The organism is Streptomyces sp. NPDC021080 (assembly GCF_044333225.1).
GTDB lineage: Bacteria > Actinomycetota > Actinomycetes > Streptomycetales > Streptomycetaceae > Streptomyces.
Map to the genome: position 1 here is coordinate 703,822 of NZ_JBIRQM010000001.1, position 22,290 is coordinate 726,111.

The 22,290-nt window shown below is 71.3% G+C and carries 15 protein-coding genes; 8 read left to right on the forward strand and 7 right to left on the reverse strand.

What is annotated here, in order from left to right; translation table 11 throughout:
- The first annotated feature begins 168 nt into the window (after window positions 1-168).
- From ACH4S8_RS03125 to ACH4S8_RS03145, 5 genes are all read left to right on the forward strand, one after another.
- The gene (locus ACH4S8_RS03125) at window positions 169-1,923 is read left to right on the forward strand and encodes a hypothetical protein (RefSeq protein ID WP_398390351.1); all 1,755 of its coding nucleotides are present in this window, start codon (window positions 169-171) and stop codon (window positions 1,921-1,923) included.
- Between the two features lie 331 nt (window positions 1,924-2,254).
- Window positions 2,255-3,532, forward strand: coding sequence for a ricin-type beta-trefoil lectin domain protein (locus ACH4S8_RS03130; protein ID WP_398390353.1), 1,278 nt, complete (start codon window positions 2,255-2,257; stop codon window positions 3,530-3,532).
- 137 nt (window positions 3,533-3,669) lie between these two features.
- Window positions 3,670-4,869, forward strand: coding sequence for a beta-1,3-glucanase family protein (locus ACH4S8_RS03135; RefSeq protein ID WP_398390354.1), 1,200 nt, complete (start codon window positions 3,670-3,672; stop codon window positions 4,867-4,869).
- Window positions 4,870-5,035: 166 nt separating this feature from the next.
- Window positions 5,036-7,129: a SpoIIE family protein phosphatase gene (locus ACH4S8_RS03140; RefSeq protein WP_398390356.1), complete on the forward strand. Its 2,094-nt coding sequence runs from the start codon at window positions 5,036-5,038 to the stop codon at window positions 7,127-7,129.
- Window positions 7,130-7,405: 276 nt separating this feature from the next.
- On the forward strand, window positions 7,406-8,299 hold the full coding sequence (locus tag ACH4S8_RS03145; RefSeq protein ID WP_398390358.1) for a YhjD/YihY/BrkB family envelope integrity protein: 894 nt from the start codon (window positions 7,406-7,408) through the stop codon (window positions 8,297-8,299).
- Window positions 8,300-8,301: 2 nt separating this feature from the next.
- Here ACH4S8_RS03145 and ACH4S8_RS03150 read toward each other — a convergent pair whose 3' ends face one another.
- The gene (locus tag ACH4S8_RS03150; protein WP_398390360.1) at window positions 8,302-10,368 is read right to left on the reverse strand and encodes a SpoIIE family protein phosphatase; all 2,067 of its coding nucleotides are present in this window, start codon (window positions 10,366-10,368) and stop codon (window positions 8,302-8,304) included.
- Between the two features lie 250 nt (window positions 10,369-10,618).
- Here ACH4S8_RS03150 and ACH4S8_RS03155 point away from each other — a divergent pair, with 250 nt between their 5' ends.
- Window positions 10,619-13,111: a SpoIIE family protein phosphatase gene (locus tag ACH4S8_RS03155; RefSeq protein ID WP_398390362.1), complete on the forward strand. Its 2,493-nt coding sequence runs from the start codon at window positions 10,619-10,621 to the stop codon at window positions 13,109-13,111.
- Between the two features lie 56 nt (window positions 13,112-13,167).
- Here ACH4S8_RS03155 and ACH4S8_RS03160 read toward each other — a convergent pair whose 3' ends face one another.
- The 6 genes from ACH4S8_RS03160 to ACH4S8_RS03185 all read right to left on the reverse strand — a co-directional run bounded on the left by ACH4S8_RS03160 (window position 13,168) and on the right by ACH4S8_RS03185 (window position 21,007).
- Window positions 13,168-14,949 carry a SulP family inorganic anion transporter gene (locus ACH4S8_RS03160; protein ID WP_398390364.1) on the reverse strand — a complete coding sequence of 594 codons (1,782 nt, stop codon included), beginning with the start codon at window positions 14,947-14,949 and terminating at the stop codon, window positions 13,168-13,170.
- A gap of 51 nt (window positions 14,950-15,000) precedes the next feature.
- Window positions 15,001-17,718 carry a cation-translocating P-type ATPase gene (locus ACH4S8_RS03165; RefSeq protein WP_398390712.1) on the reverse strand — a complete coding sequence of 906 codons (2,718 nt, stop codon included), beginning with the start codon at window positions 17,716-17,718 and terminating at the stop codon, window positions 15,001-15,003.
- 63 nt (window positions 17,719-17,781) lie between these two features.
- Window positions 17,782-18,783, reverse strand: a complete 1,002-nt coding sequence (locus ACH4S8_RS03170) for a polyphosphate kinase 2 family protein (RefSeq protein ID WP_398390366.1) — start codon at window positions 18,781-18,783, stop codon at window positions 17,782-17,784.
- A gap of 42 nt (window positions 18,784-18,825) precedes the next feature.
- Entirely contained in the window at window positions 18,826-19,329 is a 504-nt protein-coding gene (locus ACH4S8_RS03175) for a three-helix bundle dimerization domain-containing protein (protein ID WP_398390368.1), read from the reverse strand.
- 300 nt (window positions 19,330-19,629) lie between these two features.
- On the reverse strand, window positions 19,630-20,310 hold the full coding sequence (locus ACH4S8_RS03180) for a lipoprotein (RefSeq protein ID WP_398390369.1): 681 nt from the start codon (window positions 20,308-20,310) through the stop codon (window positions 19,630-19,632).
- Window positions 20,311-20,554: 244 nt separating this feature from the next.
- Window positions 20,555-21,007, reverse strand: a complete 453-nt coding sequence (locus ACH4S8_RS03185) for a phospholipase (RefSeq protein ID WP_398390370.1) — start codon at window positions 21,005-21,007, stop codon at window positions 20,555-20,557.
- Between the two features lie 366 nt (window positions 21,008-21,373).
- On the opposite strand from ACH4S8_RS03185, the gene ACH4S8_RS03190 reads away from it, so the two are divergent.
- A complete protein-coding gene (locus tag ACH4S8_RS03190) occupies window positions 21,374-21,820 on the forward strand; it encodes an SRPBCC domain-containing protein (protein ID WP_398390371.1) in 447 nt (148 codons plus the stop codon).
- Window positions 21,817-22,170, forward strand: coding sequence for an ArsR/SmtB family transcription factor (locus tag ACH4S8_RS03195; RefSeq protein ID WP_398390373.1), 354 nt, complete (start codon window positions 21,817-21,819; stop codon window positions 22,168-22,170). Before ACH4S8_RS03190 ends, ACH4S8_RS03195 begins: the two co-directional genes overlap by 4 nt.
- Window positions 22,171-22,290 lie beyond the last annotated feature (120 nt).

A 22,290-nucleotide genomic window follows, 5' to 3' on the forward strand; every position in this document is an offset into this window, starting at 1 on the left:
TCATGTCGCCGTCCCGGGGCGACCGACGGGGGCGGCGGCCTCCGTCGGCGTGCGGGGTCCGGGCGGTTTCCTCGCCGCCGGGCGGGACGATCCGTCCTCGGACGGGGAAGGCAACCAATGAGGGTGCCCGGCCGTCCTTTGGTCAGGGATCCCGGACGGGAGGCGCCGATGGGGCTGGTGCGTGTACTGCTGCCGTTGTCGCGGGCGGCGGCCCGGCTGAGCCCCGGCCCGGGGCGGCGGCTGCTCGGCGCCGCGCTGACGCGCTGTCTGGCCCCGAGCTGGGTGCTGCTGCGGCCGCCCCCGTCGTGGCGCCGGCTGGCCTGGGCCGAGGAGGCGACCGCCGTGTACGGGGCGCTGGCGGGGGCGGAGGGCGCCCGCCCGCGGGACCGGGACCTGCTGGCCCGCAGTCTCGTCTGGCACGCCCACACGCTGATGCTCGTCAACCACTGCGAACAGGCGTACACGGTGCTGGACGCGGCCGCGGCCGTACCGGGCGCGCGGTGGTCGCCGGGGCAGCGGGCCTTCCAGCTGCACCTGCGGGCGCAGGCACAGTTCGGCCTGGCGCGACTGGACGACGCGCTGGGCTCGGCGGGGGAGTGCGTGGCCGCCTACCGTCGCTTCGTCCCCACCCGGCGGGACCGGACCCTGGGGGGTCTGCCGGGGGCGTTGCGCACGTACGCGCTGGTACTGGCGGCCCTGCACCGAACGGAGGACTCCGTGGCCGCCTACGAGGAGTGCGCCGGGCTGCTGCGGGACATGTCCTTGCGCGAGTTGAGCCACACGATCCTGGTGCGCGTCCGCGTGCTGTGCGAACTCACCGCGGGGCTGGTGGCGTCGGGCCGGCACGAAGAGGCGCTGGTGGTCGGCCGGGAGGCCCGGGACCACGCCGACCCGGTCATGCTGCGGGTCGCGCCCGAGATCGTACGGCCGTTGCGGGTGAGGCTCTTCGTGGACCTGGCCCGTTGCCTGGAGGCCACCGGTGACCTGTCCGCGGCGCGGACGACCGCGGAGGAGGCCGTGGCCGAGGCCCGGATCCTGGCGGGCAGGGACCGGACGACGGGGGAACCGCTGCTCGTCCTGGCACTCGACTGCCTCGCCGATCAGCTCCGCGAACTGGGTGACCTGTCCGCCGAGTCGAACGGCCGGCGGGAGGCGGTGGACCGGTGCGCCGGCCTCGTCGACGAACGTCCGGACGTCTACGACTCCCTCCTCGCCGTCTGTCTCGAGCGGCTGGCCGACTGCCACAAGGCCGCGGGCGACCGTCGCGACGCGGTCCGGGCGGGTGAACGTGCCGTGGCCGCGTACCGGCGTGCGGCGGAGCTCGACCCCACGGCGCACGAGCCGCAACTCGCCCGGGTCCTGGCGGACCTGAGTCTGCTGCGGCTGGCCGACGGAGACCTCGACGGCGCGGTCGGGGCGGCCCGGGAGGCGGTCGCGCTCACCCGCCGCCTGGCCGAGTCCCACTGGTCCGCCTACCACGCCCTGACGGCCCGCCGTCTACGGGTGCTCGGCCGCGTCCTGCGCCGCGCCGGCGACCACGGGGCGGCCGTCGCCTGCTACACGGAGTCGGAGTCCATCCTCGTCGACGAGTCGACGGGTTCCGACGCCGCCCGGTACGCGGCCTCGCTGGCCGCCGCCCGGTCCGGTCTCGCCCGCGCGCTCGACGCGGAGGCCCGGGCCCACCTCGCCGACGGCCGGACCGACGACGCCGTCGCGGCGCTGCGCTCCCTGCTCGCGCTCACCCGCCGCACCGACCGGACACACGTCCACGCCCGCTGCGTCACCGCGTTCGCCGACGCCCGCGCCGCGTACCCGGACACGGTCGTACCCGCCTGGAGGCGGGCGACCGGTGAGGAATTCCCGACCTTCGTCTACCGTTTGTCCGGGGCCGTGAGCGGGGAGTCACCGCCCGGTGGGAGCTGAGCTCCGGTGGCCGATCGGCGCATCCGCGACAGACCGGGCGGATTGCGATCAGGAAGCGGAGCGCTCCTTCTTAAGTGCGGGTTAAACGCGTCTTAAGCAACCGTGGGCGCTTCGCCCTTCATCAAGTAACCGCAGGTCAGAGTGATTTGACCGTCACCGGCGGCAGTTGGTCTCTCAATGACTCGTGCGTAGCATCGGGGCCCACCGGTGCGGTCCACCGCCGGCAGAGAGCGCTCTCAACATGGCACGGGCTCTCCCTGCGCACACAGCGGACGTGGACGCCGCGCGGGTTCACACTCCCCCACACCGCACAGACAAGGGGTGTTCAGTCATGGCTGTTCATCGCGCACGCCGATGGTCCCTCGGAGGGCTGGCGTTGCTGCTCGCCACCGGGGCCGCCGGTGGTGTCCTGTTCACCACCACGGGTCCCGCCGCGAACCGGGCCCACGCCGCCTCGGTCGCACAGACCTGGTCCGACGAATTCGACGGAGCCGCCGGAAGCGCGCCGAGCTCCGCCAAGTGGACCCTGGAGACCGGGGGTTCGGGCAACGGCAACCATGAGCTGCAGTACTACACGAAGAGCACCGACAACGCCGCCCTCGACGGGAGCGGCCACCTGGTCATCACCGCGCGCAAGAACGGCGACAGCGGGCTCCAGTGCTGGAACGGAACCTGCCAGTACACCTCGGCCCGCCTCAACACCGCGCAGACCTTCACCCAGGCCTACGGCCACTTCGAGGCCCGCATCAAGGTGCCGCGCGGGCAGGGTGTCTGGCCCGCCTTCTGGATGCTGGGCGACAACCTGGGCAGCGTGGGCTGGCCGAACAGCGGCGAGATCGACGCCATGGAGAACGTCGGCAACGAACCCGGCACGGTGCACGGGACCATCCACGGCCCGGGATACTCCGGTGCCGGCGGCATCGGCGCCGCGTACACGCTGCCGAACGGCAAGGCCTTCGCGGACGACTTCCACGTCTTCGCCGTCGACTGGAGCCCCACCGCCATCACCTGGTCCGTGGACGGGCAGGCGTACGAGACCCGCACGCCGTCCGACGTGAACGGGAACAAGTGGGTCTACGACCACCCGTTCTTCCTCGTCCTGAACTTCGCGGTGGGCGGTGACTGGCCCGGCAGCCCGAATTCCGCCACCTCCTTCCCGCAGACCATGACCGTCGACTACGTGCGGGTCACCGCCGCGGACTCCGGCAAGCCCACCGCCGGGACCGGCACCACCGGCCCCATCAAGGGCATCGGCGGCATGTGCGTCGACGTGGCCGGCGCCTCCGGTGCCGACGAGACGCCGATCCAGCTCCACGACTGCAACGGGGCCGACGCCCAGAAGTGGACCGTGGGCGCCGACGGCACCGTACGGGCGCTCGGCAAGTGCCTCGACGTACGGGCCGCCTCCACCGAGAACGGGGCCCCGGTCCAGCTCTACACCTGCAACGGCACGAAGGCCCAGCAGTGGACCCTCGCCTCCGCCGGCGATCTGACGAACACCGGCTCGGGCAAGTGCCTCGACGCCAAGGACAACTCCTCCGCCGACGGCACCCGTCTGCAGATCTGGACCTGCGCCGGAACGGCCAACCAGAAGTGGGCGCTCGGCTGACCGTCCGGCGCCCGGCGTGACGGCGGCGATCCGCCGTCCTCCCGCGCGGCCCGGCCGGCCCTTCCGGCGGCCGGCCCTCCCCGCGATCCCCCACCGCCTCCCCCCCCCAGGCACAAGTACCAAGGAGAACCCGGCACATGACGCCTCGTCACCAGCGGAACCTGACCCGCCGCAAGACGCTGTTCGCCCTCGGTGGCGCGGCCGTGGCCGCGCCCGCCGCCGCGGCGATCGCGCCGTACGCCATGGCCGGCCAGACGAACGCCTCCACCAAGGCCGCCACGGGCTCGCTCCCGCTGACGATCGTCAACAACAGCGGCTCGTTCGGCAACGGGTCGGTGCACGTGTACATCGTCGGCAACCAGGACGGAAAGCAGGTCCGTGTCACCCAGGACGGAAAGCTGGCGCCCATCTCCCTCGCGGACAACCGCGCCGACGGGTTCACCGACTACGCGCTCACCCTGGCGGCGAGCGGGGAGACCCGGCTCAAGCTCCCGTTCATGTCGGGCCGCATCTATGTGTCGCTGGGCGCGAAACTGAAGTTCAAGGCGATCAAGGACGGCAACGGCAACGCGGCCCTCCAGTTCCCCGCCGGCTGGGTCAAGTCCGACCCCAGCTTCGGGGTGCTGCACGACTGCGCCGAGTTCACCTACAACTCGGCCGGCATGTTCTGCAACACGACCATGGTCGACATGTTCAGCGTGCCCATGAACATCCGGCTGACCGGGGCCAAGCAGCAGACGACCGGTGTCGTCCGGGACGGCGGACGGGCCGCCGCGTTCGCCGCGATCAAGAAGAACGCGGACTTCGCGCCCCTCGTGGTCGGTGACCTCCGCATCATCGCCCCGGGCCACGGCCTGGACGCGGGTGTGTTCGCCAAGAACTACCTCGCCCCGTACATCGACCAGGTGTGGAGCACCTACACCGGCAAGAATCTGACCGTCAAGACCAATGCGGGCACGTTCACCGGCCGGGTGCGCGCGGGCAGGTTCACCTTCTCGGGGCCCGCCTCCGTCTCGTTCGCCAAGCCCTCCACCCGTGACGTCCTCTTCTGCGACGGCACCCTCGCCGCGCCCAACGACGGCACCACCGGACCGGTGGCCGCCGTGCTCGGCGCCGGGTTCAACCGCTCCACCCTGCTCAGCAACCCGGCACAGCCGACCACCAAGGCGGCGGACTTCTACCGGACCAAGCTCACCAACCACTACTCCAAGGCCGTTCACGCGGCCACCAAGGACGGCAAGGCCTACGGATTCGCCTTCGACGACGTCGCCGACTTTGCCTCCTTCATCCAGGACAGCGCCCCCACGGCGATCCGTCTGACCCTGTCGCCCTTCTAGAGCCCGGCGCCCCGCCCGCCCCGTCTGCGCCGCCCGGCACGGGCGGGGTGCGGGATGCCTTCGTCCCTGCCCCGACGGCGCTCCGGTAGCGCGTCACCGGTGAGCGCATAGGGTGGAACCCTGACAAAACGGAATGTATAGGTGGTCAACGGTCAACGGAAGTGTCATGGTTGCATTGCTGGGCGGGTACGGCCGGTCGGGTTCGGAGCTTGACGAGGCCGTTCTCGGGGCGCTTTTCTCCGAGTCGCCCGTAGGCCTCCACGTCCTGGACACCGAGCTGCGCCTGGTGCGCTTCAACACCGCCGCCCGCTACGTCCGCGCCTTCGCCCTGGAGGAGGCCCTCGGACGCCACCCGCGGGAGTGGGCCGGTGACTTCTACACCGGGGCTTATGAGCAGACGGTGCTGGAGGTACTGGAGACCGGCGTGCCGTCCCTCGACGTGGAGGTGCGGGGCCATCTGGATCCCGGCTCATCCGAGATCGTGCTGTCGGTCTCCTGCTTCCGTCTGGAGGACGCGGCCGGCGGCGTCCTGGGAGTGGCGACGGCGGTCCTCGACATCACGGAGCGGAAGCGGGCGGCGGCGCGCCTGGCCTTTCTGGAGCGGTCGAGCGGGCGCATCGGCACGACCCTGGACATCTTCCGTACGGCGCAGGAGTTCGCCGACGAGATCGTCCCCGCGCTGGCCGACACCGTGGTGGTGGAGGTGCTGGACTCCGTCCTGCGCGGAGAGGCCAGCGCACCGGGCACCATCATGGAGTACGGGGCCATGCGGTGCACGGGCCGCCGTTCCGTCGCCCTGGACGCGGAGCGGCACCTTCCCTCCATCGGCGAGGCGATCGGCCTGACCTCCGGAACGCCGCTCGCCCAGTGTCTGTCCGACCTCGAGCCACGCGTCTTCGAGCACCTGGACCTGGACGCCCCGTGGCTGAAGCGGGAACCGGTCCGGGGGCGCCGCCTGGCCGAGGCGGGCGCACACTCGCTGCTCGTCCTGCCGCTCGCCGCCCGCGGGTCCGTGGTCGGAGTGGCGCACTGCTACCGGCATCACACGCCGCAGCCCTTCGACGACGGCGAGCTCGCGCTCGCGGCCGAACTCGCCGACCGCGTGGCGCTGTGCCTGGACAACGCCCGGCTCTACGCCAGGGAACGATCGGCCGCCCGTGTCCTCCAGCTCAGCCTGCGACCGGCCGGGGTCGTCGGTCACGCCGCGGTGGAGACCGCCTACAGCTACCACCCGCTCGGCGCCGGCGGAGACTGGTTCGACGTCATCCCCCTGTCCGGGGCGCGGGTGGCCCTGGCGGCGGGCGACACGGCGGGGCAGGGCCTTCGGGCGGCCGCCACCATGGGCGAGGTGAGGGCCGCGATCAGCGCGCTGGCCGTCCTCGACCTGACCCCCGACGAGGTTCTGGAGCGGTTGCACGCCCTGGTGACCCGCCTCGGCGGAGAACGGCCCCGGCCCCCGGACACCCCGGCCGACGACGAGAACCAGGACACCACCTGCCTCTACATCGTCTACAGCCCCATCACCCGCCGCTGCTCCATCGCGAGCGCCGGACATCCGCCTCCGGTGGTGGCGCTGCCCGACGGAACCGTCGAGTACGCCATGGTCCCCGCGGGGCCGCCGCTCGGCCGCGGTCTGGCGAAGTACGGCACGGCCGAGTTCGAGCTCCCCGAGGGCAGTCTCCTCCTGATGTCCAACACGGCGATGCTGCGGGCCGTCTCGGACGATCCGCGGAGCCAGCTCGCCCGTATCGGCGGTGCGCTGCTGCCGGCCGCCCGGCCCCTGCAGGAGATCTGTGACGAGGTGGTCTACCAGCTCACACCCGAACAGGTGGAGAGCGACGCGGTCCTGCTGCTCGCCCGTACCCGCGCCCTGGGACCGGACCGGGTCGCTTCGTGGACGCTGCCCAACGACCCCGCGGCGGTCGCCGAGGCGCGCGCGCGAGCGGAGCGCGTGGTGACGGCCTGGGGTCTGGAGGAGCAGGCCTTCACCACCACGCTGGTGGTCAGCGAACTCGTCACGAACGCGGTCCGCTACTCGGACGGTCCCATCGATGTCCGTCTCATCCTCGACGGCCCGGTCATCGTCTGCGAGGTGACCGACGACAGCAGCACCGCCCCCCACCTCCGGCACGCCGAGGAGGTCGACGAGGGCGGCCGGGGCCTGTACCTCACCTGGCAGGTCAGCCGGAGCTGGGGTACCAGACCGGAGGCCCGCGGGAAGACGATCTGGGCGGAGATCGCCCTGTCCGACGACGGATGAGCACGCGGAACACCCGCCGGTCACCCGGGTGAGCGTCGGCCGGGTGGCCCGGCGCGGGCCGCTCGCCCGGACAGTGTCACCCGGCCGTGTCGTCCGTCACGGTCCGAGAGCGGTCGGCTACGCTCGCAGCGGCATACCGGGCCCGAGGATACGGAGGACAGGACGGCGGGGATCCAGCGCGAGCGCCTCGTCCGGACGCTGACGTTCTGGCTGCGTCCCGCCTTCGCGCTGCGGGTCGTCAACCGGTTCCAGAAGATCGTGGGCTTCGATCGCTCGATGGCCCTGGCGTCCAGCGCGCTCACCGCGCTCATCCCGCTCACGATCCTCATCGGTGCCCTGCTGAGCAGCTTCTCCGACTACGACGCCGCCGAGCGGATCATCCAGCGCTACGGCCTCACCGGTCAGGGCGCCGAGGCGGTGAAGTCGCTCCTGGCCCCCGCCGAGAGCGCCAGCACCGGCGTGGGCGTCTTCAGCAGCCTGTTCCTGATCATCTCCACACTGAGCTTCGCGCGCGCCTCCCAGCGGCTCTTCGAACAGACGTGGGAACTGCCCCCGCTGAGCGTCCGCAACACGAGGAACGGCCTGTGGTGGATCCTCGGGCTCGGCGGCTACGCGGTCGTCACCGGGTGGCTCCACGCGGTTCTCGGGGGCAGCAAGCTGGGGGTGGTGGCCTCGGTGTGCGAGATCCCGGTGAGCGTCGCCTTCCTCGTCTGGACCGGCTGGACGCTGTCCGCGAAGCGGATCCCCTGGCGCGACCTGCTGCCCTTCGGCGTCACGGCGGGAGCGCTGACCGCGCTCTACTCCGTGGGCGCGTCCGTCTATCTGCCGCGCCTGTTCAACTCCTACGCCGGACGCTACGGCTCGGTCGGTGCCGTCTTCGCGATGATCTCGGCGCTCTTCGCCGCGATGTTCGTCGTCGTCGCGTCGGCGGCCCTCGGACGCGAGATGCGTGATGAACTCGACCGGATCCGCAAGGGCGACCGTCCGTCCGACGACGCGGTCCGCCGTGAATGGGACAGCGTGGTCGAACAGGCCCGGTTGCGCTGGCGCACCACCCGCGAACAGGTCTCCTCGCGCCGCCGCGCGAAGGACACGAAGAACGCGAAGGACACGAAGAACGCGAAGCGCACCAAGGACGCGACGAACGCGAAGAACACGGAGGAGCGGTAGGGCTACTTCGCGCGGGCGACCAGCAGGGCGACGTCGTCGTGGTCGTCGGGGTTGCGCAGACCGTACAGAAGCTGGTCGCAGATCTCCTCCAGCGGCCTGTCCGGCTCGTCGAGGAAGTCGAGAAGGACGTTCAGACGGTCGTCGATGGCGTGCAGCCGCGTCTCGACGAGGCCGTCCGTGTAGAGGACGAGCAGGTCACCGGGGTTGAGTTCGACCGTGGTGGTCTCGAAGGCGACGCCGCCGACGCCCAGGGGGGCGCCCGAGGGAAGTTGCAGCAGTTCGGGGGCGGCACCGGAACGGACCAGCGCGGGCGGCATGTGTCCGGCGTTGGCGATGCGGCACTGCCTGCTGCGGGGGTCGTACACGGCGTAGATGCACGTCACGATGTAGTGCTCCAGATCGCACGTGATCTTGTCGAGATGCTGGAGCACCTGGCCGGGGTCCAGGTCGAGGTCGGCGTAGGCACAGGTGGCGGTGCGCAGCCGGCCCATGGTGGCGGCGGCGTCGATGCCGTTGCCCATGACGTCGCCCACGACCAGGGCGGTCCGGTCGCCGGCCAGCGGGATCATGTCGTACCAGTCGCCGCCGACCTCACTGGTGGACTGGGCCGGCTGGTAGCGGGACGCGACCTCCAGACCGGTGAGGTGCGGGGGGTGCTCGGGCAGCAGGCTGCGCTGCAGCGTGACGGCGGTGTTGCGCACGCTCTGGAACCAGCGGGCGTTGTCGATGGCCACGGCGGCACGGGTGGCCAGCTCGCCGGCGAGCACCACGTCGTCCTCGTCGAAGGGGAGCGGGTTGCGGGTGCGCTTGAGGTCGAGGGCGCCGAGTACTTCGCCGTGCGCGATCAGCGGCACCGCGAGGTAGGAGTGGACGCCGGCCTGCGCCAGGAGAGCCGTTCCCTCGGCGTCACGGGCGATGCGGGGCAGATCGCCTTCGCCGACGTGCCGCACCAGGACCGGTCTGCCGGTGTGGACGCACAGGGTCACCAGCCGGTCGCCGTCGTACGTCGCCAGGTCACCGGGAGGGTCGGCGGCGCGCAGAGCCACGGTCGGGTGCGACGCCTTCAGGGCGAGGGCGCGGAAGAACTCCGGACCGTTGTCCGGCCTGCGCCTCGGGCGGCAGGCCAGGACGGAGTCGAGGACGTCGACGGCGACCACGTCGGCCAGTTCCGGGGCGGCGATGTCGGCCAGTTCACGGGCGGTCTGTTCCACCTCCAGCGTGGTGCCGACGCGGGTGGAGGCGCTGGCGACGAGCGCGAGGCGACGCCGTGCGCGGTCGGCCTCGGCCGCCGCGCGATGGCGTTCGGTGACGTCGACGACCGAGGTGGCCGCGCCCAGGACGCGTCCGCCCGGGTCCTCCAGCCGGTAGAAGGACAGGGACCAGGCGTGCTCGTGGTCGGGATCGGTCGGCGGGCGGCCCACGTGGTACTGGTCGAGCAGCGGTGTGCCGGTGGTGAGCACCTGGCGCAGCGCGGACTCGACGGTGTCCACGTCGGGGAACGGCAGTGTCTCCCGCAGATGACGCCCGACGTGGTCCTCGGCGGGGATGCCGTCGATCCTCTCCAGTGCCGGATTGACCATGAGATAGCGCAGGTCGGGGTCCATCAGGGCCAGCCCGATGGGTGACTGGTTGATCAGCCGCTCGGAGAGGGCCAGATCGGTTTCCACGCGCTGGAGCAGCGTGTGGTCGGCGGCGATGCCCAGGGCGTAGACGTCTCCGTGATCGTCCAGGAGCCGCATGTTGCGGAACTCCATGAGACGGGTGCTGCCGTCCTTGTGCCGGATGGGGAACGCGCCCGCCCAACTGCGTCCCGTCTCCAGGACATCGGCGAACAGTTCGGTGACGGCCTGCAGGTTATCGGGGTGGATGATCAGACGCGCCGCGTACTTGCCGAGCGCCTCCTCCGCCGTGTATCCGATGAGCTCCTGGGCCTGCGGGGTCCAGAACACGATGCGCCCGTCGGCGTCGAGGACCAGCGCGCCCACGCGCAGTACGTCCAGCAGGCCGGTCGGCCGGGCCGCTTCGGGTTCGTGGCCCGCACTGTCGGACTGCGTGGACTCGGCTGTCATCCCTGGCCCTCCTCCACCGGGCCGGCGTGGTGTGCCGGGCTCCGTCGCCGCTGCCGGGCACCTGGGTGCCGACCCCGGCCCTTCCATGCTGCGCCCTGCCCCCGGCCTTGCCCACTCCAGGATCCTCTATTGGCGTGTTCATGTCTGGAAGCGAGTGGTGCTCTGTGCCGTTCCGGGGCGGTGATCGTCCGCCGGGCCTGCGCATCGGACGGACAAGCAGGAACATGGTCGTGTAGAGGATGAGAGCTTCATGGTTTCTGCGCAGAAAGGTTCCGACGCACCCGTGTCCGAAGAACCGGGCGATCCCCTTGACGCGTCCACCGACGCGGCGGTGGTGGTGTCCGGCGACGGGGTGGTGGTGGGCTGGACCAGGGGTGCCGAAGCACTCCTGGGCCATCCGGCGGCCGAGATGGTCGGCACCCCGGCCGTCCGTCTGCTCGCGCTGCCCCGGGACCCCTCACGGGTGGCGGCGGTCGCCGAGCGCTGCCGCGGCGGGATGGGCTGGAGCGGCCACATCCCCCTGCGGCACCGCGACGGCCGGCGCGTCGACACCGACCTGCGTGTCTCCGCGTCCTTCCGCATGGGCGAGAGCGAGTGCTTCCTGATCTCGGCCCGGGACCGCGCACGGCAGTGGACGGTGGGCCCGGCCTTCCTCGACGGGTTCCTGACCCGCTCCCCGGTCGGCATGGCGGTGCTCGACCTCCAACTGCGCTACGTCTGGATGAACGACACCCTGGAACACCTCGGCGGTGTGCCCCGCGGGCAGCGGCTCGGGCGCCGGCTGACGGAACTGCTGCCGGGGCTGCAGGCGGAGACCATCGAGGGACTGATGCGCAAGGTCCTGGCGACCGGCGAGCCGATGATCGACTACGAGTACCTGGGATGGAGCTGGGCCGACCCGCACCGGCGGCACGCCTACTCCTCCTCGTTCTTCCCGCTGCTCGGCGTCGACAACTCCTACACCGGCGTGTGCTACATGGTCCTGGACGTCACCGAGCGGTGGAACGCCCGGCAGTTGCTGTCGCTGGTCAACGAAGCCGGGACCACCATCGGCGGGACCCTCGACGTCATGCGCACGGCCCAGGAGATCGCCGACTTCGCCGTGCCGCGCTTCGCGGACTTCGTCATCGTCGACCTCCTCGAATCCGTCCTCAGCACCGAGGGACACGGAGCCTGGCTGTCGGACGCCGGACCCGCACCCGTCAAGCCCGTCATGCGGCGCGCGGGCATGAGTTCGGTCCGGGAGGGGTGCCCGGAGGCCGTGGCCCGGATCGGCGACCGGGCGGACTTCCTCCCGCCGCCCCACGACGTGCACCTGCTCACCAGCGGCGAGCCGGTCCTCATGCAGGTCCTCGACCCGGACGACGACCTGTGGATCGCCGAGGAGCCCGAACGAGCGGCCAGCATCCGCCGGTACGGGCTGCACTCCCTCATCTCCGTGCCGATGCGGGCGCGCAACACCGCCCTCGGCCTCACCACCTTCCTGCGCTCCCTCAACCCGGTCTCGTTCCAGCCCGACGACGTCCTGCTGGCCCGCGAGGTGGTGGCGCGCGCGGCACTGTGCGTCGACAACGCCCGCCGCTACACCCGCGAACACACGGCGGCCGTCACCCTGCAGCGCAGTCTGCTGCCCCACGCCCTGTCGGGCGGGACAGCTCTGGAGGTGGCCTCCTCCTACCTGCCCGCGGACCCGAGCGGCGGGGTCGGCGGCGACTGGTTCGACGTCATCCCGCTGTCCGGGGCCCGGGTGGGCCTGGTCGTCGGCGACGTGGTCGGCCACGGCATCACCGCGGCGGCCACCATGGGCCGGCTGCGCACCGCGGTGCAGACCCTCGCCGACATGGAGCTGCCCCCCGACGAACTGCTGGCCCACCTCGACGACCTCGTGCTCCGGCTCAGCGAGGAGCGCACCCAGGAACAGCGGGCCGACCGGAGCACCCCCGAGCAGGAGGCCGACCGGAACACCTCCTCCTCCTTCCTCGGAGCGACCTGCCTCTACGCCGTCTACGATCCCGTCACCAGGCGCTGCTCGATGGCCCGGGCCGGACACCCGCCGCCCGTGTTCGTCACCCCCGACGGATGCTTCTCCTATCCGGAGCTGCCCGCCGGGCCGCCGCTCGGCCTCGGCGGGATGGCCTTCGAGAGCCGGGAGGTCGAGCTCGACGAGAACACCCTGATCGGCCTCTACACGGACGGCCTCGTGGCGGGAGCGCACTACGACATGGAACTCGGCATGGCACAGCTGGGGGAACTGCTCGCCCGGCCGGACCCCGACCTCGACGCGCTCTGCACGGAGGCGGTACGGCACCTCGTGCCCGTTCCCCAGCCGGACGACATCGCCCTGCTCCTGGCCCGCACCCACACGCTCGGGGACGACCACGTCGTCTCGTGGGAGGTCCCGGTGGACCCGGCCGCCGTCTCCGAGATGCGGGCCCGTGCCACACGCGCGATCGAGGCCTGGGGACTCGGGGAACTCACCATGACCACCGAACTCATCGTGAGCGAACTCGTCACCAACGCCATCCGCTACGCCGTACCGCCGATCCGGCTGAGGCTGCTCTGCGACACCCGGCTGACCTGCGAGGTCTCCGACGCCAGCAGCACCGCCCCACGGCTCAGGCACGCCCGGAGCACGGACGAGGGCGGCCGGGGCCTGTTCCTGGTGGCCCAGCTCGCCCACCGCTGGGGCGCCCGCTACACGGCGGAGGGAAAGATCATCTGGGCCGAACAGGAGATCCCGTGAGGATCCCCGGCACCTGAGACGGCCCGTACCCACGCCGCCCGGCCCAGCGGCGCCGTTCAGCCGAGGCCGGCCTCCGGCCGGCCGGTCCCGTCGAGACCGCCGTCCTCGTCGCCCGGATCGACGCCGTGGTCGCGGCACCAGGAACGGTACGCGGCGACCGCCGTGGGCAGCGTGGGGAAGATGCGGTCCTCGCCGACGGACGCGCTCAGCCCGTAGGCGTCCAGATCGTCGCGCAGATCCTGCTTGACCCGGGCCATCGCGAACTCGACGCCCCGCCCCCCGAGTTCACGGCGCAGCTCGTCCAGCGAGTCCAGGGCGGTGATGTCCACCTCCACGTTGGCCTCCGCGTTGAGGACGAACCACCTGACCGGGACCTCCTGTTCGGCCACCGCGACGAGGGCGCTGCGCCGGAAGTCCTCCGCGTTGGCGAAGAACAGCGGAGAGTCGTAGCGGTAGACCAGCAGACCGGGGATCACCCGGGCGTCCGGGAAGTCGTCGACGTCGTGCATGCCCGCGAGGCCCGGCACCAGCCCCTGGACCGCGTCGTGCGGGCGCGCCACCCGGCTCAGCAGCTCGGCGACCGACAGACCCACGGCCACCAGCACGCCGTAGAGGATGTCCAGGGCCAGGACGCCGATCAGGCAGCCGACGGCCAGCATGAGTTCCCGGAGCCGGAAGGACGCCAGCCGCCGGAAGCCGGCCAGGTCGATCATCCGGATCGCCGCGTAGACGACCAGCGCGCCGAGGACGGCCGAGGGCGTGTCGGTGAGCAGGGGACTCAGGAACAGCAGGACCGCCAGCACCGAGAGCCCGGCCGTGAGCCCGTACGCCTGGGTGCGCGCGCCCGTGGACTGCGCGAGGGCCGTACGGCTGGCGCTGCTGCTCACCGGGAACCCCTGAAGAGTGCCGGCGCCGAGGTTCGCCGCGCCCAGGGCCAGCAGTTCCTGGTTCGCGTCCATCGCCGTACCGCCGTCCTCGGTCGTGAAGGCGCGGGCGGTGAGGATGAAGTCGGTGTACGCCACGAGCAGGACGCCGACCGCGGGCAGCAGCAGCTGGGGCAGGGTGTCGAGCGGGGGGAAGTGCGGGCGGGGGAGCCCGGCCGGGATCTTTCCGATCACCGCGATGCCGTGGTCCTGGAGGTCGAAGGCCGAGACCACGGCCGTACCGGCGACCAGGACCAGCAGCGGTCCCGGGACGCGCCAGCGCAGCCGCGTGGCCAGGTACAGGACGGCCAGCGTCGCGGCGCTGAGGGTCACCGTGGCGGGATGGATCTCGTCCAGGTTCCCGAGGAAGGAGGCCAGTTTCGGGAAGAACTCCGAACCGTCCGTCGGCACACCGGTCAGCTTCGTGAGCTGATCCACCATCATGATCAGTGCCACGCCCGCCAGATACCCGATCAGCACGGGCCGCGAGAGCAGGTCGGCCACGAAGCCCAGCCGTGCCGCCCAGGCCACCAGACACATCAGCCCGACGGCGACGGCGAGCGCCGAGGCCAGGACCGCGTACCGCTCCGGATCGCCGCCGGCGAGCGGCCCGACGACCGTCGCGGTCATCAGCGCCGTCGTCGACTCGGGACCCACCGACAGCAGCCGGGACGAACCCAGGAGGGCGTACAGCACGATGGCCGGCAGGATCGCCCACAGGCCCACCACGGGCGGCAGCCCGGCGACACTGGCGTACGCCATGACCTGCGGCACCAGATAGGCCGCGACCGTCACCCCGGCCAGCAGGTCACCGCGCAGCCAGCTCCGCCGGTAGTGCCTGAGCACCGGGAGTCCGGGCAGCGCCGGCGCAGGGATGCGCCACCCTCCGTGCGGGATGCCGTGGTGCTTCGACACGGGCCGGCCCTTCGGATCGTGCCGGCGGGCTCATGGACAGGGCCCGCGCGGTCAGTCGGTGCGCCGCGCTCTGCGGGCCAGGAGCTTACCCACCTCCCACACGACCAGGAACGCGACAGCGGACAGCAGGGCCCAGCCGAACTGCCGCGCGTCGATCTCGGTGGTGCCGAGAATGCGGCGGAACCCGTCCAGCTGCGTCACCGCGACCGCCAGGACGAACTGCGCCAGCGCCGTCCAGTTCATCTGCTTGCTGTCGAAGGTGCTGGGCGTCAGCACCGAATCCGTCTCGCTGCGGCATTCGAACGCGGCCACGATCAGGCAGAGGGCGAACGCGGTGAACGCGATCGAACTGCCGATCTCGACGCTGTCGTAACGGGACTCGCCCAGCTTGATCAGCCCGAGCAGGATCAGCGTGATCGCCAGCCCGCTGAGGCCGACCGTCACCATCACGGGCCGGGTCAGCACCGACTCTCCCCGGGGGCGAGGCCTGCGCCGCATCAGTCCCACGCTCTCCTGGTCGAAGCCGAGCGCGAAGCCGAAGGAGGCGTTGACCACGAAGTGGATCCACAGCACCTGCGGCGGGGTGAAGGGCTCACCGGCCGCGATGTTGAAGATCGTCGCCCCGAGGAAGGTCAGGACGAACGTGACCAGCAACAGCAGCACGAACCGGATGTACTTGGTGAGGTTGTCGTAGAGCTTGCGGCCCTGTTCCACGGCGTAGACGATCGTCGTGAAGTTGTCGTCGGACAGGATCATCCGCGCCGCGTTCTTCGCCACGTCCGTGCCGCTGCCCATGGCGATGCCGATGTCGGCGGCCTTGATGGCGGGGGCGTCGTTGACACCGTCGCCGGTCATCGCGACGACGGCACCCTTCTTCTTGAGCGTGTCCGCGAGCAGCACCTTGTGCTCGGGCGCGACCCGTCCCACCACACCGATGCCGTCGATACGGGCCAGCCGCTCGCTCTCCGGCAGCGCGGCGAAATCGGCGCCGAGGACGGCCTCGCCCGGAATCCCCAGCTGCCGGGCGATGGCGGCACCCGTGGTGACGTCGTCCCCGGTCACCATGCGGACCCGGATGTGCGCCGCCTGGGCGCTGGCCACGGCCGCCTTGGACTCCTCACGCGGCGGGTCGACCATCCCGACCAGACTCGTCATCCGCAGCCCGATGACATAACCGAGCAGGTCGCCGTCCGGATCGAAGTCGGCCGGATCGAGGTCCCGGGTGGCCGCCGCCATCACCCGGCGTCCCTCCCCGCCCATGCGCTCGCCCTGTTCGTCGGCGCGCCGGCTCAGGTCCGCGTCCCACGGGACCGTCGTGCCGCCGGACAGCGCGGTCGTCGCGCGGGCCTGCACCGCGGGAGCCGCACCCTTGACGAAGCAGCGCACCACCGGACGCCCGGACGGGTCGACCGTGGAGTTGAAGGTGGCCATCAGCTTGTAACCGGGGTCGAAGGGCAGCGTGGCGAGCCGGGGCAGCCGCTCGCGGGTGGCCTCGATGTCCAGCCCGGCCTTGTGGGCCAGCACCAGGAACGCGCCCTCGGTGGGATCGCCCACGACCTCGCCGTCCACCAGCTTGCCGTCGTTCGCGACGAGGTACGGGAGGATCGCCTCCTCGATGCTCGCGGAGGAGCCCGCGGCGTGATGGATCCGCCCTTCGAGGCCGTACCCCGTGCCCGAGACGGTGTAGCGGTCGGCGGCCGTGACCACCTCCACCGCCGTCATCTGGTTCATCGTCAGGGTGCCGGTCTTGTCCGAGTTGATCGCCGACGTGAAGGCCAGGGTCTCGACGGACGGCAGCTCCTTCACGATCGCGTTGCGCTTCGCCAGATTGAGACTGCCGACGGACAGGATCGCCTGGGTCACCGTGGGCAGGGCCTCGGGAATGGCGGCGATGGCCAGCGAGACCGCGCTGACGAACAGGGCGTCCCACGCCTGGCCGCGGCTGTGCCCGAGCGAGAACATCACGATCATGGTCGCCCCCGCGGCGGCCGTGATCCACAGCGTCAGGGCGTCGAGTTCCTTGGTGAGCGGCGCCTCCTCCCGCTCGGTAGCCGACAGCATCTCCGAGATCTTGCCCAGCTCGGTGCCCTCACCCGTCCCGGTGACGATCACGAGACCGCTGCCGTGGGTGACCGGTGTGTGCATGAACGCCATGTTCGACTGGTCGCCCGGTCCCAGTACGACCTTCGGCAGGGTCGTGGCGTCCTTCGACGCGGGGACGCTCTCGCCGGTGAGCGCCGACTCGTCGATCTGCAGCGCGTGGGCCTCGACGATCCGCCCGTCCGCCGGAACCTGGTCCCCGGCGGAGATGTGCAGGACATCGCCCACGACCACCTGCTCCGCCGGGATCTCCGACTCGTTCCCGTCACGCCTGACCCGGGCCGTCGCGGTGAGCATGGACTGGAGCGCGTTCATGGCGCTCTCGGCCTTCCCCTCCTGCCGCAGTCCCACGACCGCGTTCAGCAGGGTCAGCAGGACGAGCAGGATCGCCGTGGTCCACTCGGCGATGGCCAGCGAGACGACCGCGGCCACCACGAGCACGATCTGCATGTAGCTGCGGTACTGCTCGGCGAACCGCCGCCAGGCCGGCTTCGGCTTCTCCTCCGGCAGCGCGTTCGGCCCGTTCTCGGCCAGCAGTTCGGCGACCCGGGCCGCGGTGAGCCCGGACGCGGGGTCGACACCGAAGGCCGACGCGACGTCCTGCGGATCACGCGCGTACCAGAGCTCCGGAGCGGAACGCTCCGGAGCCTTCGGGCCGCTCGACTGCATCGCCATCTCTGCTCTCCGATCTGGATCCGGTCCGCCGCCCGTGTCCCGTGGGCCGCGAGGGACCTACTTCCGCTTGCGCTTACCGGTCCGCGAGGACGCCTGCCGCCGGCCGTCGCCCGCTCCCGGAACCGGGTGCCGGGCCGCGTACGGATCGGCCGGCGCACCCTCCGGAGCATCGGCCTCCAGCTCCCGCCGCGCGGCCCGGAGATCCTTGCGCGCCTCCTTGCCGACCACCGGATAGGCGGGGTCGATGTCCATGAGCGTGTGCGCCAGCACCGCCGCCGTGGAGATCCGCGCGAACCACTTCCGGTCCGCCGGTACGACGTACCAGGGCGCCCACGGCGTACTGGTGTGCGTGAGCATCTCGGAGAACGCGTGCTGGTACTCGTCCCACCGCCGGCGCTCCCGGACGTCGGCGGCGGAGAACTTCCAGTTCCGCTCCGGCAGGTCGAGCCGCTTCATGAACCGGGTGCGCTGTTCCTCCTTGGACAGGTTCAGGAAGATCTTCACGACCTTGAACCCGTTGTCGGTCAGATAGCGCTCCCAGTCGTTGATCGCCCGGTAGCGGCGGTCCCAGATGTCCGGCCCGCGCACGTCCGCCGGCAGCCGCTGCCGGTCCAGGACCTCCGGATGCACCCGGACGACGAGCACCTCCTCGTAGTGCGAACGGTTGAAGATCGCGATGTCGCCGCGGGCGGGCAGCCGGGCCGCGTACCGCCACAGGTAGTCGTGGTCGAGCTCCTCGGCGGAGGGCTGCTTGAAGCTGCTGACCTTGACGCCCTGCGGGTTCACGCCGCTCATGACGTGCCGGATCGTTCCGTCCTTGCCCCCGGCGTCGAGCGCCTGAAGACACAGCAGGACGCCGTACGTGTCCTGGGCGGCCAGCCGTTCCTGGTACTCGGCGAGCAGCGACACGCCCGTGCGCAGCAGTTCCACCCCCTGCTTCTTCTTCAGGCCGCCCTTGTACCGGGGGTCGAAGTCCTTGCCCAGGTTCACCCGTGAGCCCGGCTCGACCCGCAGCGGCTCGATGAGCCGCGCGACGCGTTCGGCCCTGGTGTCCTTCATGACGGCCCCGCCTCTTCTCCTGTCACGGTGAGCACCGCACGGTCATGGGCCCTCACCGGCACCGCCCAGGTCGGAGGCCGACGCGGGTGCGGGCCGGAGCCGCGCGGGGATCCACCGGCCCAGCAGGGGAGAGCGCCGCGGGCGCTCCGCGGACCGCTCCGCCGTCCCCGCCGTCCCCGGCTCCGCGGCACCGGCGTCGCCGGCGGCCGTCCCCCGGGGGGCGGCTCCGTTCCCGTCGAGGCCGGCGAGCAGCGCGCGGACCCGGCGCTCGACCAGAATGGGGACGTAGGTCCTGACCTTCGCCTGCCGGAAGGAGCCGCGGGCCGTGGCGACCACCTGGTCCACGACGGACGGGTCGACCGAGGGATAAGCGGCCTTCAGCCTCGTGGCCAGGTGAAGAAGGGCGACCGCCTCGTCGTGGCGGACGCCCTGGGGAGCCGCCGGGTCTTCCGCCGGACCGGTGTCCGCGGGCGGGGCGGGAGTGCGACTCGCCCCGCGTGACGCTCTGCTCTCGTCGGCCGTGGCTGCCGGCTCGTCCGTCTTCATCGTTCGACCACCCGCGCGCTCGCAAGTCCCGAGCCTCAAGGGGCCAGGACCGCAAGGTCAACGGTCACGATCCGACTGCCCCGAGACGGCTCGACGGCCGGGGTACGAGGCCGTCCCATTCATTCTGGGTCCGCCCGGTCGAAACCGCCTCACGGACGACGCGTCGGTGCCGGGGCCCGCCTTGTCGCGGGCGCGGCCGTCGCGACCGGGCCGCTCGCGGGACGGCGCAAGGGCCGTGCCCGCGTGGCGGCCGGTCTTGTGAGGCGGGGTGGCGGCTCGTCGCCGGAGCGCTCGCGGAGGTCAGGTGGTGCGCAGCGTCCGCTGGGCGAGTCGGTACGCGGGAAGCATCTCTGTGTGCTCCCCGGTGTCCAGTCCGTCGAGGTGCACGACGACCGGGCCGTCATCGGTGGTGACGGCGAAGGCGGACTCCTTCTTCGACTCCTTGAAGGCCTCACTGGTGTGGACGTACTCCACCTCGGCGCCGGACAGGCCGCCCGCGTCGAACGTGCGGTAGACCGCCTTGCCCGCGCCGTGCTCGGCGGCCACGAAGGCCTTGAGCACGGTGACCGCGTCATCGGCGCCCGGTTTTCCGGTCCAGACCCGGAGGTAGCCGATGTTCCCGGCGGGCTTGGCGTCGATCTCGCAGACGAGGGTGACCGGTCCCTGCCGGAAGAGCGGATCCGTGACGTCCCTGGTGCCGTCCGTTCCGATCGGGGCCTGCGCCGCCGCGTCGATGGACTGCGGTTTCCAGTTCTCGGCCGTGTCGAAGCTGACCGGCAGTTCGCAGGCCGAGCCCGCGGGACCGAGTGCGGCACCGCTCTTGGCCGTTGTGCCGGTGGCACCGGAAGCCCGGTCCGTGGACGTCGCGCTCGTGCCCGCCTTCGGACTCTCGTCGGCGGTGGTCGAGCAGCCCGTCGCCACGACGGTCGACAAGGCCACGTACACCGCCCCCCGCCACCCGCCCCGTATTCCTGCAGCCATGATGCGTTCCCCCTGTGGTCCAGTGGGCACAATGTAACCGAGCGCGGCTGGTGGGCGCGGGGAGGGCGGTACGGGTCCAACTGCAGACCGGGGAGGCAGCGCCCGCCGTGATGAGCCGAGAACTGACGATCTGTCATTGGCGTTCGGGCGGAGCACGGTTGGCTCGAATCACACCGAGGTGCGGGCGGACACATGGCAAGTATGTCTGCGCGCTGTCGAGGCTCCCGGTGGGTGGGCGGAGAGGTCAGCCGAAAGCCTTGACCGCCTGGTAATAGGTCCATGCAGTGCTGTCGCAAGAGGCCTTCGTCGCGCCGCTGTAGTTGGCGCAGACTCGCCCCAGGTCCGCGTAGAACATGCTGTCGAGGCGGGACTTGTTGGCATCGAAGGTGCCGGCGGCCTTGTAGTTGCGATAGCCGAAGTCGTGGTGGGCACATGAGGTGGCGAAGGGGAAGCCGAACGGGTTGTCCGGCGATGTGGAGCAGTAGTCGGTGGACCAGTCGAAAGCGTACGCCGACCAGGCCGATTGATTGGCTCGGGCGGCGACCCAGGCGTTGTAGCTCGACGCGCTGGTCTGGGTCCAGTTGGACAGGACCTGGGGCTTGTCGGCGGGGGCGGCGCCAGCGGCTGTAGCGGTCGCCATGACAGCTGCCAGGGCCATGGCCGATGCGGCGAGGCCGGTGGCGAGTTTTCGGTGCATCCCAACACCTCCATGAGGCTGCGACCCGCCCATCGGGCTGCAGGTTCATGACAGAGATGATCGGCACCGCGACCCCTCTTGCATAGTGCTTGGACCCCAACAATCAATTAACTCGCGGGAGTTGGGGGGACACGTTTCATCTCTGCGACCACCATGGCTGTCTATGGCTGGATGTGTTCCTTCGGGTTGGAGGTGTCCCGGTCGGATGCCATTGGCCCCCGCCTCTCGCGGTCTCTCGTTCCCGGTCTCCGGTCCGGGCTCCCCGTTCCGTCCCCATGTCCCGGACGTGCAACCGTAGGGTTGTGATGAAGACCCCGACGTGCAACCCTGGAGTTGCATCAGTTGGTCGCTGTGAAGGAGCACCTCATGTCCGAGGACCGGATCGAACGCGAAACCCTGATCGAAGCACCCCCGGAGAAGGTCTGGCCGCTGGTGGCCGTGCCCGGATTCTGGGTCGCCGACGAGGAGAGCCTGTCCACCACGGAGGGCAAGGAGGGCGAGTCGACCGTGGTGAAGAACCCCCAGTACGGCGAGTTCCCGGTGCGGGTGGAGAAGGTCGAGCCCCCCACCTACGTCGCCTACCGCTGGACCAGCGCGTTCCCCGGAGACGCGCTGACCGACGCCAACAGCACGCTGGTCGAGTTCACCCTGATCCCGGAGGGCGCGAGCACGAGGCTGCGTGTCGTCGAGAGCGGCTTCGCGGCACTGTCCGGGTCCGCGGAGCTGCGGCACAAGGCCCACGAGGACAACAGCAACGGCTGGCCCCAGGTCCTGGACGCGTTCAAGAAGCGCGTCGCCCAGCCGTCGGTGTGACCGAGGAACGAGGCGAGGCCGAGGAGGTCGACAGCGTCCTCGCCGCACTGGCCGACCCGACGAGACGCCAACTGCTCGATCTGCTGGCGGCCGGGGGCGAGGTCACGGCCACGAAACTGGCCGAGGGACTGCCCGTCTCGCGGCAGGCGGTGGTCAAGCACCTCGCCGTGCTGGACGCCGCCGGGCTCGTCACCGGGAGCCGGGTGGGGCGTGAGGTGCGGTACGCGGTACGGCCGGCCGCGCTGAACGCCACCGCCCGGTGGATGTCGGCGCTCGCAGCCGACTGGGACCGGCGCCTGGCGCGCATCAAGCGCGTCGCCGAGGCCGCCGAGCGGGCGTCACGCGGGTGAGCGCCCTGTCGCGGGGGGGGGGGGGGCGGGGGGCGGGGCCGGGGGCCCCCCCCCGCCGCCGCGGCCCCGGGCCGGCCCCGGGGCCCGACCCCAAACCCCGCGGGGGGCAGTACAAAACGG

Excerpts from the sequence above, each read along its gene's own strand:
- ACH4S8_RS03125 (WP_398390351.1), top strand. The coding sequence starts at position 169 with ATGGGGCTGGTGCGTGTACTGCTGCCGTTGTCGCGGGCGGCGGCCCGG.
- ACH4S8_RS03130 (WP_398390353.1), top strand. The coding sequence starts at position 2,255 with ATGGCTGTTCATCGCGCACGCCGATGGTCCCTCGGAGGGCTGGCGTTG.
- ACH4S8_RS03135 (WP_398390354.1), top strand. The coding sequence starts at position 3,670 with ATGACGCCTCGTCACCAGCGGAACCTGACCCGCCGCAAGACGCTGTTC.
- ACH4S8_RS03140 (WP_398390356.1), top strand. The coding sequence starts at position 5,036 with ATGGTTGCATTGCTGGGCGGGTACGGCCGGTCGGGTTCGGAGCTTGAC.
- ACH4S8_RS03145 (WP_398390358.1), top strand. The coding sequence starts at position 7,406 with ATGGCCCTGGCGTCCAGCGCGCTCACCGCGCTCATCCCGCTCACGATC.
- ACH4S8_RS03150 (WP_398390360.1), bottom strand. The coding sequence starts at position 10,368 with ATGACAGCCGAGTCCACGCAGTCCGACAGTGCGGGCCACGAACCCGAA.
- ACH4S8_RS03155 (WP_398390362.1), top strand. The coding sequence starts at position 10,619 with ATGGTTTCTGCGCAGAAAGGTTCCGACGCACCCGTGTCCGAAGAACCG.
- ACH4S8_RS03165 (WP_398390712.1), bottom strand. The coding sequence starts at position 17,718 with ATGCAGTCGAGCGGCCCGAAGGCTCCGGAGCGTTCCGCTCCGGAGCTC.
- ACH4S8_RS03170 (WP_398390366.1), bottom strand. The coding sequence starts at position 18,783 with ATGAAGGACACCAGGGCCGAACGCGTCGCGCGGCTCATCGAGCCGCTG.
- ACH4S8_RS03175 (WP_398390368.1), bottom strand. The coding sequence starts at position 19,329 with ATGAAGACGGACGAGCCGGCAGCCACGGCCGACGAGAGCAGAGCGTCA.
- ACH4S8_RS03180 (WP_398390369.1), bottom strand. The coding sequence starts at position 20,310 with ATGGCTGCAGGAATACGGGGCGGGTGGCGGGGGGCGGTGTACGTGGCC.
- ACH4S8_RS03185 (WP_398390370.1), bottom strand. The coding sequence starts at position 21,007 with ATGCACCGAAAACTCGCCACCGGCCTCGCCGCATCGGCCATGGCCCTG.
- ACH4S8_RS03190 (WP_398390371.1), top strand. The coding sequence starts at position 21,374 with ATGTCCGAGGACCGGATCGAACGCGAAACCCTGATCGAAGCACCCCCG.